The following is a 14,653-nucleotide window of genomic DNA, read 5'->3' on the forward strand; positions in this document are numbered from 1 at the left end:
TGTAGCCAATTGTATCTTCTTATACTACCATATAGTTAATTAAATAAACTTACAGAGGACACGGTCATGGCACGGGTGGTTGTCCTTGGGGCGGGCATTGGCGGATTGCCCACAGCCTACGAATTGCGGCATCGTTTGGGCGATCGCCATCAAGTGGTGTTGGTCTCCGATGTGGATCGCTTTACATTTATTCCAGGACTAGTGGCAGTTGCCCTCGGACACCATTCCCTCGAACGCCTGCAAGTGCCCCTAGGGATCGTGAGCCGTCGCCATGGGTTGCAATGGGTGCAAGGCAAAGTCCAGCAGATTGACCCTAAAGCTAAGAAAGTCTATTTGCCTGAGCAAACCCTTGACTACGACTATTTAGTGATTGCCACAGGGGCAGAACTCGCCCTCGATTTGATTCCCGGCCTTGGCGTTCACAGTCATTCCGTGTGTACCCCCGCCCACGCAGTTGCCGCCCATCGAGGATGGCAAGCATTCCTCAAAGACCCCAAGGACTTAGTTGTGGGTGCGGCGCCGGGAGCCAGTTGCTTTGGGCCTGCCTATGAATTTCTGTTTTTGGCGGAGTATGCCCTGCGGCGTCATCGGTTGCGCGATCGCGTCAAGATGACATTCATTACCCCTGAACCCTACATTGGCCATCTGGGGATTGGTGGCTTGGCCAACAGTGATCAACTCACCCTAGACCTGATTGCACAGCGGGGCATTGAAACCATCACGAATGCCGAGATCACGGCCATTGAGCCGCATCGGATTTTGTTGCGGGATGGACGGGTAATCCCCTTTGGCTACAGCATGATTTTGCCACCTTTTCGCGGGCCAGCCTTTGTGCGTGCCTCGGGTCTTGGCAATGAAAAGGGATTTTTGCCCCTGCTGCCCACCCTTCAGCACCCCGACTATCCTGAAATCTATGGGGTCGGTATTAGTGTTCACCTGCCGCCGATAGAAGTCACCCCTGTGCCTATGGGCTTGCCCAAGACGGGTCAAATGACCGAGGAGATGGCGATGGCTGCGAGCCACAACATTGCCGTTGCCCTTGGGGAATTAGCGGCTGAGCCTGTGGTGCCGACACTGGATGCCCTCTGTTTTGCCGACTTTGGCGACACGGGTATTGCCTATATTGCCGCTCCTGTGATTCCTGAGACCCTCGGGCAGAAGCGCCGCTTGGCCTACGCCATTCAAGGATTGTGGGTGAGTTGGGTCAAGGCCGCCTTTGAACGCTACTTCCTGCTGAAAATGCGATGGGGGCTAAGTGTTCCTTGGTTTGAACAGTGGGGACTGCGGCTCTTCTTTGGCCTCTCCCTTGTGCGTCCCCTTCAACCCACCGTGTTCCCAGAGCAGCAACCAACTATGAAAGTTTGATAGAGAAACATTGACAAAATTTCATAAAGGAGCAATTTCTATGGTGCGCATCTTTCTCATGGGTCTGTTGATGGTGTCCCTATGGCTCCAGAATTCCCCGGCCACCTTGGCCAGTGTGAATCCCGATGAACTGGGGAAAGCCGTAACTGCGATTGAACAATTGGATCAAATGCGCATTGGTCTTGCCTCTACCCTAGAGGGCAGTACCACCGAACCCACCCTTGACACCTTTAAGGCTGTTTGTGCCCCCGTGGGCAAGAAAGCGAAGGAAATTGCTGCTGCTAATGGCTGGCAACTGCGTCAGGTAGCCCTCAAGTACCGCAACCCCAACCATGCCCCGCGCACAGCGCTGGAAGTGCAAGCCCTCAATCGCTTTGATAACAATCGTCAACTCCAAGCCTTTTGGCAAACGGATGCTGAAGGGGTGCACTACTTCCGTCGCATTGATGTCCAAGCCAGTTGCCTTGCCTGTCATGGGGCGAAAAATCGGCGGCCTGCCTTTATTCAAGAAAAATATCCCAGCGATCGCGCCTATGGCTTCCGTGTTGGTGATCTGCGGGGCATGTACGCTGTGACGATTCCGCAAATTCAACAGGCACTCCAAACCTCACCCTAGGGAGGAACTTCAATGAAACGTTGGCAGGGTTGGTTACTTGTGATCCTGCTCGTCATTCTCCTGTGGCTAGCGGTGTCCCCCAGTAGCCCTGCCATGATTCGCACCATTGAAGAGGCTCCCAATCAAGTGGTGGTGCAGTCGCGGCATCAGTTGCGCGATAATCGTGGCTTCACGTGGCAGGTGATTCTCTTTTCCCGTCGTGACCAGTTGCAATTACGCTTGGTGGGGTTTCCCGAGCAGTACCACTTTCGCCATCCCGATCCCTTGGTGCTGATCACATCGAGCGGTCAAACCCTCACAGCCGTAGATGACTTTCCCAAGGCAGACTCCGTTGCCAATGTGGGACAGTTTGACCTGTTGCCCCTTGTACCGCGCTTGCCCCAGAGTGAACCCTTGGTACTGCGTCCGCCCCTAGAGGAGCAGGGGATTGAGATTGCTGTGCCTGCGGCTGTGGTAATTGAATGGCACGCTCTGATGGAGGGAGTCTAGGAACGGGGGCTGATGGGCGTAGGTGTCCCAAGGGCAAGGAGTAGGGCTTGGGCTTTGCTCAGGGATTCTTGCCATTCCCGCTCTGGATCACTGTCGGCCACAATACCGGCGCCCACTTGCCCCCAAGTCGTCTGGCGATCGCCCGCCACCAAAAGAGTACGGATGAGGATATTCAAGTCCAAATGCCCCCGCTGATCCCAGTAGCCACAGGAACCGTAGAACAAATTGCGGGGAAAGGGTTCCAAATCGGCCAAAATCGCCATGCAGCGTACCTTGGGACAGCCGGTAATCGTGCCACCGGGAAAGAGGGCACGGATCACATCCACAGGAGACAGCCCCGGCTGCAACGTGCCGCGAACATTGCTCACCAAGTGAATCACATGGCTGTAGTACTCCAGCGTTAGGAGTTCATCCACCACCACACTGCCCCACTGGCACACTCGCCCCAAGTCATTGCGCTCTAAATCCACGAGCATCATGTGTTCTGCCTGTTCCTTGGTATTCCTAAGGAGTTCCTCGGCCTGGGCGCGATCGCCCGCTGGGGTTTGGCCGCGCGGACGGGTACCAGCAATGGGTCGGGTTTGCACCCTATCTCCCTGCACTTGCACCAAGCGTTCCGGTGAGCAACTGACAATGTAGCCCCAAGGGGTCTGCCAAAAACTGGCAAAGGGAGACGGGTTAATCTGCTGCAGCCGCAGGTATTGTTGCCAAGGATCAACGCGCCCGTAATGGCAAAAGCGGGCCGACAGATTGGCCTGAAAAATATCCCCGGCACGAATATGGCGGAGAATCTGCCGCACCGCTGCTTGGTAGGTATCGGGTTGCCAGCCAGCGGCTAGTTCAATGCTGCCGGGGGGATCGGGTAGGGGCAGATGAAGGGCAGGGGACGTTTGCTCTAGGCTCTGTTGGAGAAGGGTTAACTCTGCCTCGGTGGAAGCTGCTAGATAGAGGAGATCTTCTTGATGATCTAAAACCGCGAAGGCTTGGGGTTCATACCAAAAGGCCACTGGAAAAGGGAGAGGATCAGGCTTCAGAGGCGGCAGGGCTTCAATTTCCCACGCCAACTCATACCCCAGCCATCCCAACCAGCCACCAGTAAAGGGCAGATGGCGCACCGCTTCAGGAACCGCTTCACATTGGGGAAAGCTGTGTAGCGTCGGCAGGACTTGACCCAAGGAGAGTGGCCACTGGCGATCGCGCCGTGGTGACCCCGCACAAATGGAGTAGCGCGCTTGGGGAGTCGGGGCTTGGGCTGGGCTTTCCAGTAAAACGGCAATTGGCTCAGTCAAAAACAATTGCTGAAAAATAGCGCGACCCGTGCGACGCCGCAGCGGCAAACAGCACCATAGCCACGGCTGACAGGGGAACATCAATGGTGTGTCACCCCCAACCAACCCAAACGAACCAACCAAAATAACCCCATGCCCCCCAGAGCCAACCAATCTCGCCGCTGCAGTCGCAGATGGTGCCAGGGATTATCGTAGGTTCCCGGTTCTTGAAAGCCCCGCACCTGCATGGCACAGGCCACCTGTTCTGCCCGCAGGAGTAAATTGTCCAACAGCCGTACTGCTAAGGTGAGCCACAACTTGATGCTGCCCTTAATGCCCACCAGTCGCCAATTGATGGCACGCGTCCGCACTGAGCGGCTCAGGTTTTGCACCTCTTCTAAAACCAAGGGAATAAACCGCAGCGACAGCGTCAAGGTCAGGGCAATTTCGGCCACTGGCAGCTTAAAGCGTTTCAGGGGCTGCATCAGATTTTCCAAGCCAGCGGTGACTTCTTCTGGGGCAGTGGTCAGCAAAAACAGATGCGTGCTGTAAAGGAGCGTAAACAGGAGGGTACTCAGGCGTAACCCCAAATCCAGCGATCGCTGGGAGACTTGCAGATGAATTGGAAACTGACCCACTTGGGCACGAAACTGCCACAGGATATAACTGTAACTCGTGGGCGGAGCGGTGGCTTCCAAAGGGCGGCGGGGTTGATAGGTGACCGCCATCCCATCGGGCATCAAAGCCGTGATGACTAGAATTAAACTCCCCACCAAGAGGAGCCACAGCAGTTGCCGCCGCCACACCCGTGCGGGAATCCCCCCTAGGAGGGTCAGGAGAATTAAACTGACCACTAGCCCCAACCGCCAACTGACATCCGCCAAAATAGGTGCCAACAGAAACGTCATCAACCATGCCAACTTAACCCGCGGATCAAGGCGGTGCAGCCAAGTCACCGGTTGTTCAAGGTATAGCCCCAAAGGGAGCGATCGCAGGAGATCCATGGAAAATAACTAGTTCTTCTTCAGTTCCCGCCGCAGGGCTTCCAACTCTGGATCGTAGGCAGGGGTGCTGCTGGGTGACAGTTGCGGGTTGGCCAATTCTGCCTTCAGCCGTGCCAAATCGTCATCCACACTGCCGGCTTCGAGGGCGGCAAACTTGGCTTCGAGGGTATCGCTATTGAGTTCAGCCACGGCTTGGGAGCGAGCCTCCATTTCCTGAACCCGTTCCTCCATGCGCTCAAAGGCGGCCATGGGGGCATTGGTGTTGAGGCTGCTAAAGGTTTGTTGCAATTGCTCTGAGGCCTTGGCTGCCCGTGCCCGTGCCACCAGCATTTCTTTACGGGTTTTCGCTTCCGCGATTTTGCTTTCAAGCTGCTGCATTTGTTTTTTGAGGGCTTCCACTTGGGTCACGGACTGCTCCAATTGCCCTTTGAGAGCCATGGCTGCATTCAGTGCTGTTTTTTTGCGACTCAAGGCCTCAAGCGCTAGTTGCTCATCCCCATGTTGCAGGGCAATTTTGGCACGGCGCTCCCACTCAGCCGCCTGCTGTTGATGTTGGTTGAACTGTTGCTCTAACCGCTTTTGGGAGGCGATCGCTTGGGCGACGGCTTGCCGCAGGGTCACCAGATTGTCCTGCATTTCAATCATGGTCTGCTCAAGGATTTTTTCGGGATCTTCAGCAGCACCCACCAGCGCATTGAGCCAACTGCGAACCACACGGCTGACGCGATCAAACAGTCCCACAGCGTTATCTCCCTATTGGTTCCTTATCTATAGCAGTATGCCACTTTCCTTAGACCCTTTGGCCACGAGTTCCAAAAACGGTCGCTGCCCTAGGCTTAAACTATAGTAAAATCATCAGAACCCTGATCCTACTTTTAGTGATGTCTGCTTCTTCGGGGCAACCTTCAGACGCCTTTGATAAACACGGTTTTCTCAGTCGCTACGCCCCAGCCATCATTAATCAAAATAGAGCTGATCAAATGCTGGCAGACTATGCCAAAGGGCGGCGTGACTTTCGGCGATTGGATTTGCGCGGTGTCAACCTAGAAGATGTGAATTTGGCAGGGGCCGATCTCAGTGGCTCGGATTTAAGCAATGCCACACTGACCAACGTGGATTTGACCAATGCCAAGCTGATTGAAGTTAAGCTGATCAATGCTGAACTGACGGCTGTGCAATTGCGCCAAGCCAACCTGAGTCGCGCCAACCTGCGGGGTGCCACACTGACCTACACGTCTTTAGCCACGGCAACCCTGCGGGGAACAGTCCTGCCCAATGGCCGCTTGTCCGATTAGCTAAAGCTGGTGCAAAAAAGCTTGCAGCCGTTGCCAAAAGCGCTCCATCTCCGCTGGTGTGCCAATGGTGACCCGAATGCCGCTAGCGATCGCCCGTACAAGAGTCCCCTGACGCCGCAAGGCATCACACAGGGGCTGGGTGTATTGCGGTTCCTGCAAGCGGAAAAAGAGGAAATTGGCCACACTCGGCCATACCCGCAGTTGGGGGCAACCCTGAAGCCGTTCATAGAGGCGCTCCCGCTCCGCTAGCACCGTGGGAATCTCTGCCAGCAACGCCGGCCGATGGTCAAGGGCAACCTGCGCCGCCACTTGAGAAAACGTAGGCAGGTTATAGGGCAGACGAACCTTTTCTAAAACCGCAATCACCTCGGCATTGCCAATGGCGTAGCCCACCCGATGGGCGGCGAGTCGAAAGGCTTTGGAAAACGTACGCAGAATCAACCAGTTGGGATGCGCTGCCAAGTCCCCCACCAGTGTCTTGCCCGAAAATTCAAAATAGGCCTCATCAATCACCACTAAAATGTCCTCAGGAAGCTGCCGTAGCCAGTCCACCTCCGCTGCGGTTAGGGGGTTCCCTGTTGGGGAGTTGGGTTGCAGCATAAAGAGAACGCGCACGGGGGGAGCCGCTTGGGCAATGAGGGTATTGGCTTCAGCAATTTGCACGGCAAAGGTGTCAGGATCGCGGGGCGATCGCTGGACGGGAATCCCTAGGGTTTGGGCGAGGATCCCGTATATGGAAAATGTCGGTTCTGCCACTAGGATAGAACCGTAGCCCCCGATCGCAGTGGCCAGTAAAATCGAGCGAATTAGCTCATCGGAGCCGTTGCCAACCGCAATTTGGTGTGGGGAGATCTCCGTTGGGCTGTGTTCACTGACATAGCGAGCGATCGCCTGCCGCAAAGGCCAATGATGACTGTCAGGATAGCGATGACTGGCGAGGGTGCTGACATACTGTTGAGCTAACGCCTCCTTAAGGGCAGTGGGCAAATCCCACGGAAACTCATTGGTATCGAGGTAATCCAGTTCTAGGGGTAGGGAGTCACTGCTGGGGGTGGAGTAGGCGCGGAGGTTGCTCAGTTCTGGACGAAGAAACGTCGCCATGCCAAGACGGTATAAAGGGATTCAACTATAATAGCACTGAGCTTTTTGCCTTAATTTGCTGCCAGCCCTGACACTAAATCTTCATCTTTTGATTACGTAGAGGCGAATGTTCCTATGGCGCGTACCGACTTCAAAGATTACTACCAAATCCTCGGGGTCAGCAAAAATGCCACGGATGCCGAAATTCGGCAAGCCTTTCGCCGCCTCGCGCGCAAGTATCACCCCGACTTAAATCCGGGGGACAAAGAGGCAGAAGCTCGTTTCAAGGAAATTAACGAAGCCCACGAAGTGCTCTCAGATCCGGAAAAACGACGCAAATACGATCAATTTGGTCAGTATTGGCAACAGGCCAGTGCGGCGGGTGCTGGTGGCTTTAATGTCAATATTGGTGACTTTGGCGCTGACTTTAGTCAGTTTAGCAGCTTTGAAGACTTTATCAACGAGTTGCTGGGGCGATTTGCCACTGGCACCACCACAGGGCGTACTCGCACTTGGAGCAGCGCTGGCTTTGATTCATCGCCATTTGGGAGTACCGATATTGATTTAGAGGTACAAATTAGTTTCCAAGAGGCCTTTGAGGGGTGCCAAAAAACCTTCAAGATTGGCAATGAACAGGTGACTGTGACGATTCCCGCTGGTATTAAGCCGGGGACGAAGTTACGACTGCGGGGGAAAGGTCAATATAACCCCTACACCCAACAGCGAGGGGATTTATATCTCGCGGTACAGGTGGCGCCCCATCCCCTCTTCCGCTTTGAAGAGGATCAATTGGTGATTGATTTGCCGATTACCCCGGATGAAGCTGCCTTGGGTGCTCAAGTCACGGTACCGACGCCCTCTGGGACTGTGGTTTTGAATGTGCCCCCTGGTACGCGATCTGGGCAATCGCTGCGGTTACGGGGCAAAGGGTGGCGCAGTAGTAGCGGCATTACTGGCGATCTCCTTGCCAAGGTGCAAATTGTGCCCCCCAAATCCCTGAGTGCCCAAGAAAAAGAACTCTACGAAAAGTTGCGATCGCTCCGCACCTTTAACCCCCGTGCCCATTGGCCGCTCTAAGTTAGGGAAATTGCCGCGATTTTACAGCTTGGCAGTAGCTCTTAAGGGCAGCGATCGCCTGAGTGCCCAAGTCGGCATACACCTTAGCAAAGGGGGGCACCTGTGGACTCAAGCCCAAAACATCTGCCGTCACCAACACCTGACCATCACAGTAGGAGCCGGCGCCAATTCCAATCGTGGGAATTTCCAGCTTGGCGGTAATCTGCTGTGCCAAATCCGCAGGAATATGCTCCAAAATGATGCCAAAGGCACCTGCTTCGGCCAGAGCAAGGGCATCTGCGAGAATTGCTTCTGCCCCCTGTGGCGTCTTCCCCTGTTGTCGCCATCCCCCCAACTGATGCACCCGCTGCGGCAACAGACCCACATGACCCAGCACCGGGATGCCGGCCTCCACTAAGCGCCGCGTTGCTGCCTGCACCACCGGAGAGGCACCTTCCATTTTCACTGCTTGGACGTCTGCTTCTTTGACTAAACGCCCCGCTGAGCGCAGGGCCTGTTCGGGGCTTTCGTGGTAGCTCAAAAAGGGCAGGTCACACACGAGGAAACTGTGGCTGACGCCCCGCCGCACCGCCTGCGCATGGTGAATCATCTGATCAAGGGTCACCGGCAAGGTGGTTTGATAGCCAAGGGCAACCATACCAAGGGAATCCCCGACAAGGATCACATCCACCCCCGCCGCATCCAATAGCCGCGCCCACAGATAATCCCAAGCTGTGAGCATGGTAATCGGCTCTCCCTGCTGTTTTTTTTGCTGGAGTTGGGGTAAGGTTACGGGGCGACGCACCATAGTCAAATCCACGAGCTTCGTATCCCCATCCTCTAAAGGAACGCTCAAAACGTCAATTTAGCCACAGGCATAGAGTCTAGTGATATGATTGGGGCGCGATGTTAGCCACAGTACGCATGTCTTTGCCTGCCTTTGTCGAAGCCCTATTAACCCCTGCTGCGTACCCCCATGCAGTGACCTCTCCCATTCAATTGCTGCAAACGCATATTTCCTACGTATTTCTGACGGGGGACTATGCCTATAAGGTGAAAAAGCCGGCGGATTTTGGCTTTTTGAACTTTACAACCCTAGAAAAGCGGCTATTTTACTGTCGGGAAGAGTTACGGCTGAATCGCCGTTTGGCGTCAGATCTCTACTTGGCGGTGGTGCCCATTGTGGCGGTGGGCGATCGCTATTTTGTGGCGGATCCCCAAGACTTACCTGCGGGAGCTGAGGTGATTGACTATGCCGTGCAAATGCGGCAATTTGATCAGTCGCAACTGTTTTCGCACCTCTTTGCAGCCAACCAAGTCACCCCCCACCTGATTGAATCCCTCGGTAAAGAACTGGCTCATTTCCACCGCGCCGCTGCCACAGATCCCCACATTAGTGAATTTGGTTCCCCGCGGGCGATCGCCCAAGTGATTAACAATTGCCATGCCTTGGCGGCTCAGTTTGTCGGTCGCTGTCAATCCCCAGAACAGTACGCGGCGATTCAGGCTTTTACCGATGACTTTCTGACCCGGCATCAGGAGTGGTTGGTGCAGCGGCAAGCCGCAGGCAAAATCCGCGAATGCCATGGGGATCTGCACCTGAACAATATCTGCCTGTACAACGGCAGGGTGCAAATTTTCGACTGTATTGAGTTCAACGAAGAATTTCGCAACATTGATGTCATTTATGACGCCGCTTTTTTGCTGATGGATCTGGAGTTTCGGGGTCGCGGGGACTTGGCCAATCTCTTCCTCAATACCTACTTGGAGTGGAGTGGGGACTACGCTGGGGCGGTGCTGTTGCCCCTTTACCTTTGCATCAGAGCCTATATTCGCGGCAATGTGAACGCCTTGGCCCTCAACGATCCCGCTATTAGCGAGGCCGAAAAGGCACAGATTCAAGCCACGGCTGCGGCCTACTATGAGGCGGCCTATCGCTACACCCAACCACGTCAAGCCAAGCTCTATGTCATGTGCGGTCTCTCTGGGGCAGGCAAAAGTACACGGGGACGGGGTCTCGCCCAAGCCGAGCAAGCCATTCAAATCCGCTCCGATGCCGTGCGTAAGCACTTGGCGGGTTTACCCCTTGACCGCCGCAGCAGTGATTTCCCGCAGGTCGATCTCTATTCTGAGGCCATGACCCAAAAAACCTATAATCAGCTCTTGGCCTATGCAGAATTGTTGCTGCGTCAGGGACAAACGGTGATTTTGGATGCGAAATACGATCGCGTGGCGCTGCGCCAACCCGTGATTGCTTTAGCTGAGAAATTGCAGGTGCCCTTGGAGATTCACTTCTGTAATGCACCGCCTGAGGAACTGCGCCGTCGCTTGAGCGATCGCCAAGGGGATATTGCCGAGGCCACGCCCGATCTCATTGCTGCCCAAGTGGCGAGTTTTGAATCCTTTTTGCCTGAGGAGGAACCCTATGTTCGCCATGTGTGTGACTAGGACGAGCGCGACTGATAATAGGAACAGTGCACTAGGACGGGTCTGATGTATCACATTGGTTTACTGGGGTTGGGCACTGTTGGTGGCGGTGTGGCGCAAATTTTGGCGGATCCAGCGGGGCGCCACCCGCTGATCAAGGAACTGGCGATCGCCCAAGTGGGGGTACGGGATATCCATAAGCCCCGTGCCGTTGCCCTTGATCCCAAGCTCCTGACCACTGACTTAGAACGCATTGTGACTCATCCTGAGATTGACATTGTGGTGGAAGTCCTCGGCGGCATTGAACCGGCGCGATCGCTCATCCTCAAGGCCATTGCCCATGGCAAGCACATTGTCACCGCCAATAAGGCCGTCATTGCCCGCCATGGTGCTGAAATTTTTGATGCGGCCAATGCCCAAGGGGTCTATGTGATGCTCGAAGCGGCCGTGGCCGGTGGTATTCCTGTCATTCAAGCCCTGAAACAGAGCCTAGGTGCCAATCGTATCCACAGTGTCAGCGGCATTCTCAATGGCACCACCAACTACATCCTGACCCGCATGCAGCAGGAACAGGGGGATTTTGCCCCCATCCTTGCCGATGCCCAACGCCTAGGGTATGCCGAAGCCGATCCCAGTGCTGACATTGAGGGATGGGATGCCGCGGATAAAATTGCCATTCTGGCCAGCCTTGCCTTTGGGGGGCGGATTCGCCGCGAGGAAGTGTATTGCGAGGGCATTCGTGGGATCACGGCGGTAGATATTGCCTATGCGGAAAAACTCGGATTTCGCATTAAACTGCTGGCGATCGCCCGCCAGCTCAGTGGCCAGCCCCTAGAGGTGCGCGTTCATCCGACGCTCGTGCCCCTTGAGCACCCCCTTGCCGGCGTCAATGGCGTCTTTAATGCCATTCTCCTAGAGGCAGAGCCGTTGGGTCAGGTAATGTTCTATGGTCCCGGTGCCGGTGCAGGGGCAACCGCCAGTGCCGTCGTGGCGGATTTAATCAACATTGCCGCCCTTCTCCCCCAAGGACGTGCCAGCCATCCCTTGCTCACCTGCCAGCACGATCAGTTTATGCCGCTGCTACCGATGGCGGAGGTGGATAGTCGTTTCTATGCCCGTGTCCATGCCCAAGATCATCCGGGAGTCCTAGGGAAACTGGGTACCTGTTTTGGCAACCACAATGTTAGCTTGGAATCCCTTGTGCAAATTGGCAGCCACAATGAACTGGCAGAAATTGTGATTGTCACCCACCATGTGCGCGAAGGGGAGTTTCGTCAAGCTATGGCCGAGATTGCCCAAATGACCGATATTGAAGCCGTGCCCTCGATTTTGCGCGTCCTCGGCACCTCCTAGGGATTGGGCTTGATCCCTGTTTTCCGCTCCAAAATTTCCTTAACCACGAGCGTCACAAGCGCTAGCAAGCCAAGGATCACCGCTGCCGCATAGGCGGACTCCGTATTGTAGTTTTTGTAGGCATCCTCCACAAAGAGGGGCAGGGTTTGCGTCAGACCCGCCACATTGCCAGAGACTACTGCCACAGCGCCAAACTCCCCCATCGCTCGCGCATTGGTCAACAGGACCCCATAGAGCAGTCCCCAGCGGATATTGGGCAGGGTGACTCGCCAAAAGGTTTGCCACTCATTGGCGCCTAGGGTTTTTGCGGCTTCCTCCTGCTCGGTACCGATTTCTTCTAGGACAGGGATGACTTCTCGCGCCACAAAGGGCAAACTCACAAAGGCTGTTGCCAGCACCATCCCCGGAAAAGAGAAAATAACGCGAATATCTAAAGCTTGCAGCCAGCCCCCGAACCAGCCATTGCGGCCATAGACCAGTACCAGCATCAGTCCGGCAACAACGGGGGAGATGGAAAAAGGTAGGTCAATAATGCTCAGTAAAAGGGTGCGTCCCACAAAGCGATGGCGGGCGATCGCCCAAGCGGCACAGAGACCAAAGATCGTGTTTAAGGGCACCACCACCAAGGCAAGGGCAAAGGTCAGCCACACCGCATGCAGAAAATCCGGCTCCAGCAAATTTTCCAGAAAGGGCATGACTCCCTTGTGAAAGGCTTGGAAAAGGACATTGGCCGCCGGCAGCAAAAGCACAAGGGCTAAGTAGGCGATGGCAATGACAATCAAAAGGGCATGTAGCCATGGCTTTTCTTGGGTGGGCGAGGGTTTAACGCTCCGCATAGCGCCGCCCCCACGCTTGCAGCAGATTAATCAGAAATAAAATCGCTAGGGATACCAAGAGCATCACCGTACCAATAATGGTTGCTGCCTCATAGTCATACTGCTCTAAGCTCTGAAACACCAGCACTGAGGCAATCAAGTCCCGAAAAGGAGTGTTGGAGGAAATAATCACAATTGAGCCAAATTCCCCCACTGCCCGTGAGAAGCCTAGGGCAACGCCTGTGAGAATAGCGGGCATCAAAGGTGGCAAAATCACTCGCCAAAAGGTCTGCCCATGAGTAGCACCCAGCGACCATGCTGCCTCCTCCACATCCTTTTCCATTTCAGTGAGGACGGGCTGCACCGTGCGAATCACGAAGGGTAAGGAAATAAAGAGCATCGCCACCGCCACCCCCCAGCGGCTGAAGGCAATTCTGATTCCGAAGGGCGCTAGTAAGCTACCAATCCAGCCATTTTCGCTATAGACCGTTGCGAGGGTGAGACCCGCCACCGCCGTTGGCAATGCAAAAGGTAGATCCACGACAGCATCAAAGAAGCGCTTCCCCGGAAAGGAATAGCGCACCAGCACCCAAGCAATCAGGGTACCAAAGACGCCATTGATCAGCGCTGCGATGAGGGCAGTCACAAACGTGACTTCATAGGCCGACAGGGCGATCGCCCGCGTTGCCACCTGCCAAAAATGCAGTGGCCCAGCACTACTGGCACGGCTCAAGAGGGCAGCAATGGGTACAGCCAGCATCACGAGTAAGTAAAAGACCGTGATTCTCCAAACCCAAGGAAACTGCCAGCGCTGTTTCTGAGGAGAGAGTGACGGCGAAATGGGGTGGGTAGCGGTCATCAGGCTTGATTCTCCTGCTGAATTTGATCAAACAGGGCGCCATTAGCGAAAAATTGGGCTTGCACCTTCTCCCAGCCCCCTAAATCTGCCACGGTAAAGAGGGTGGGCACGGGTGGAAACGTCTGCTGATGAGCGGCAAGGACGGTGGCATCCACGGGTCGAAAACCATATTGGGCAAAGATCTCCTGAGCTTGGGGAGTATAGAGAAAGTCAATATAGGCCTGTGCTACCTCCCGTGTGCCATGTTTATCCACGTATTGATCCACAAGGGCGATCGGGTTTTCAATCAGGATATTCACAGGAGGAAGGATATAGGAAAGGGTCTTGCCCTTTTGGCGAGCCAAGATCACTTCATTTTCATAGTTGATCAGGGCATCCCCCTGTCCCTGTTTCAAAAAGGCATCAGTGGCTTCACGACTATCGCGGGGGAGAGCGGCCACATGGCGAAAGGCTTCAGTCACAAACTGCCGCGCCTGATCAAACGTTCCCCCTGTTTCCGTGACCGATCCCCACAGCGCAAGGAAGTTCCAGCGAGCCGCGCCAGAGGTTTTGGGATCGGCAGTCACAAATGTCACCCCCTCACGGGTGAGATCCTGCCATGTTTGCAGATTTTTCGGGTTGCCGTCACGGGTAATCAGGGCACCGACAGAAGTGGTGACAATGCTGTTGTGGGGGGCTTGGCTAGCCCAATCGGGGCGAATTAACCCTGCTTTGGCAATGCGATCGACATCTAAAGCAAGGGACAAGTGGACGATATCGGCTTCTAGGCCATCAATCACCGCCCGTGACTGACTGCCCGAGGGACCATAACTCGTTCGGAAGCGCACTTTTTGTTGATGTTCCTGTTCCCATTGAGCAGCAAACAGGGGCATAATAGCCTCGTGCGCTTTTTTAGTGACCGAGAACGAAGAAAGGGTTAGATTCACCTGAGCAGGGCGACCATCGGGCAGAGTGGCCTGAAATTGACAAGCAGCGGTGAGACCACTGAGACCTACCGCTAGTAAGAACAAGCTCAACCAAACCCTA

Annotated in this window: 15 protein-coding genes; 7 read left to right on the top strand and 8 right to left on the bottom strand. The window is 55.0% G+C overall.

Annotation, left to right across the window (positions count from 1 at the left end):
• Nucleotides 1-66: 66 nt before the first annotated feature.
• Genes RHH27_RS12570 through RHH27_RS12580 form a run of 3 tightly spaced genes read left to right on the top strand, consistent with a single transcriptional unit; the run spans nucleotide 67 to nucleotide 2,470 of the window.
• Nucleotides 67-1,365: an NAD(P)/FAD-dependent oxidoreductase gene (locus RHH27_RS12570; RefSeq protein WP_302678445.1), complete on the top strand. Its 1,299-nt coding sequence runs from the start codon at nucleotides 67-69 to the stop codon at nucleotides 1,363-1,365.
• Nucleotides 1,366-1,405: 40 nt separating this feature from the next.
• On the top strand, nucleotides 1,406-1,981 hold the full coding sequence (locus tag RHH27_RS12575) for a DUF3365 domain-containing protein (RefSeq protein ID WP_302678446.1): 576 nt from the start codon (nucleotides 1,406-1,408) through the stop codon (nucleotides 1,979-1,981).
• Nucleotides 1,982-1,993: 12 nt separating this feature from the next.
• Nucleotides 1,994-2,470: a DUF3122 domain-containing protein gene (locus RHH27_RS12580; RefSeq protein ID WP_302678447.1), complete on the top strand. Its 477-nt coding sequence runs from the start codon at nucleotides 1,994-1,996 to the stop codon at nucleotides 2,468-2,470.
• On the opposite strand, the gene RHH27_RS12585 is transcribed toward RHH27_RS12580, so the two are convergent.
• From RHH27_RS12585 to RHH27_RS12595, 3 genes are read right to left on the bottom strand one after another with little or no spacing between them, the layout of a single operon-like run.
• Nucleotides 2,467-3,942, bottom strand: coding sequence for an anthranilate synthase component I (locus RHH27_RS12585; RefSeq protein WP_399373409.1), 1,476 nt, complete (start codon nucleotides 3,940-3,942; stop codon nucleotides 2,467-2,469). The genes RHH27_RS12580 and RHH27_RS12585 overlap by 4 nt on opposite strands.
• Nucleotides 3,840-4,742 (bottom strand): energy-coupling factor transporter transmembrane protein EcfT, encoded by a 903-nt coding sequence (locus tag RHH27_RS12590; RefSeq protein WP_206200416.1) that lies wholly within the window; start codon nucleotides 4,740-4,742, stop codon nucleotides 3,840-3,842. The genes RHH27_RS12585 and RHH27_RS12590 overlap by 103 nt, the downstream gene beginning before the upstream one ends.
• A 9-nt stretch (nucleotides 4,743-4,751) precedes the next feature.
• Nucleotides 4,752-5,483: a PspA/IM30 family protein gene (locus RHH27_RS12595; protein WP_302678449.1), complete on the bottom strand. Its 732-nt coding sequence runs from the start codon at nucleotides 5,481-5,483 to the stop codon at nucleotides 4,752-4,754.
• A gap of 140 nt (nucleotides 5,484-5,623) precedes the next feature.
• On the opposite strand from RHH27_RS12595, the gene RHH27_RS12600 reads away from it, so the two are divergent.
• Nucleotides 5,624-6,037, top strand: coding sequence for a pentapeptide repeat-containing protein (locus tag RHH27_RS12600; protein ID WP_302678450.1), 414 nt, complete (start codon nucleotides 5,624-5,626; stop codon nucleotides 6,035-6,037).
• On the opposite strand, the gene RHH27_RS12605 is transcribed toward RHH27_RS12600, so the two are convergent.
• On the bottom strand, nucleotides 6,038-7,138 hold the full coding sequence (locus RHH27_RS12605; protein WP_302677376.1) for a histidinol-phosphate transaminase: 1,101 nt from the start codon (nucleotides 7,136-7,138) through the stop codon (nucleotides 6,038-6,040).
• Between the two features lie 114 nt (nucleotides 7,139-7,252).
• On the opposite strand from RHH27_RS12605, the gene RHH27_RS12610 reads away from it, so the two are divergent.
• A complete protein-coding gene (locus RHH27_RS12610; protein WP_206200420.1) occupies nucleotides 7,253-8,194 on the top strand; it encodes a DnaJ C-terminal domain-containing protein in 942 nt (313 codons plus the stop codon).
• Between the two features lies 1 nt (nucleotide 8,195).
• Here the strand turns inward: RHH27_RS12610 and panB are convergent, their stop codons facing one another.
• Nucleotides 8,196-8,981: a 3-methyl-2-oxobutanoate hydroxymethyltransferase gene (gene panB / locus RHH27_RS12615; RefSeq protein ID WP_302678451.1), complete on the bottom strand. Its 786-nt coding sequence runs from the start codon at nucleotides 8,979-8,981 to the stop codon at nucleotides 8,196-8,198.
• 116 nt (nucleotides 8,982-9,097) lie between these two features.
• Here panB and RHH27_RS12620 point away from each other — a divergent pair, with 116 nt between their 5' ends.
• Together RHH27_RS12620 and RHH27_RS12625 are read left to right on the top strand one after the other, a co-directional pair.
• On the top strand, nucleotides 9,098-10,621 hold the full coding sequence (locus tag RHH27_RS12620; RefSeq protein ID WP_302678452.1) for a bifunctional aminoglycoside phosphotransferase/ATP-binding protein: 1,524 nt from the start codon (nucleotides 9,098-9,100) through the stop codon (nucleotides 10,619-10,621).
• Nucleotides 10,622-10,666: 45 nt separating this feature from the next.
• Entirely contained in the window at nucleotides 10,667-11,953 is a 1,287-nt protein-coding gene (locus tag RHH27_RS12625) for a homoserine dehydrogenase (RefSeq protein ID WP_255521468.1), read from the top strand.
• Here the strand turns inward: RHH27_RS12625 and cysW are convergent.
• The 3 genes from cysW to RHH27_RS12640 are packed head-to-tail and all read right to left on the bottom strand — an operon-like array spanning nucleotide 11,950 to nucleotide 14,643.
• Nucleotides 11,950-12,789, bottom strand: a complete 840-nt coding sequence (cysW, locus tag RHH27_RS12630; RefSeq protein ID WP_302678453.1) for a sulfate ABC transporter permease subunit CysW — start codon at nucleotides 12,787-12,789, stop codon at nucleotides 11,950-11,952. The two genes, RHH27_RS12625 and cysW, sit on opposite strands and share 4 nt — an antisense overlap.
• Nucleotides 12,776-13,627, bottom strand: a complete 852-nt coding sequence (cysT, locus tag RHH27_RS12635; protein ID WP_206200424.1) for a sulfate ABC transporter permease subunit CysT — start codon at nucleotides 13,625-13,627, stop codon at nucleotides 12,776-12,778. Before cysT ends, cysW begins: the two co-directional genes overlap by 14 nt.
• Nucleotides 13,627-14,643: a sulfate ABC transporter substrate-binding protein gene (locus RHH27_RS12640; protein ID WP_255521469.1), complete on the bottom strand. Its 1,017-nt coding sequence runs from the start codon at nucleotides 14,641-14,643 to the stop codon at nucleotides 13,627-13,629. The genes cysT and RHH27_RS12640 overlap by 1 nt, the downstream gene beginning before the upstream one ends.
• Nucleotides 14,644-14,653: the final 10 nt, after the last annotated feature.

Origin of the sequence: Thermosynechococcus sp. PP555 (assembly GCF_031583225.1) — a bacterium.
In the GTDB taxonomy this organism is placed as follows: Bacteria; Cyanobacteriota; Cyanobacteriia; order Thermosynechococcales; family Thermosynechococcaceae; genus Thermosynechococcus.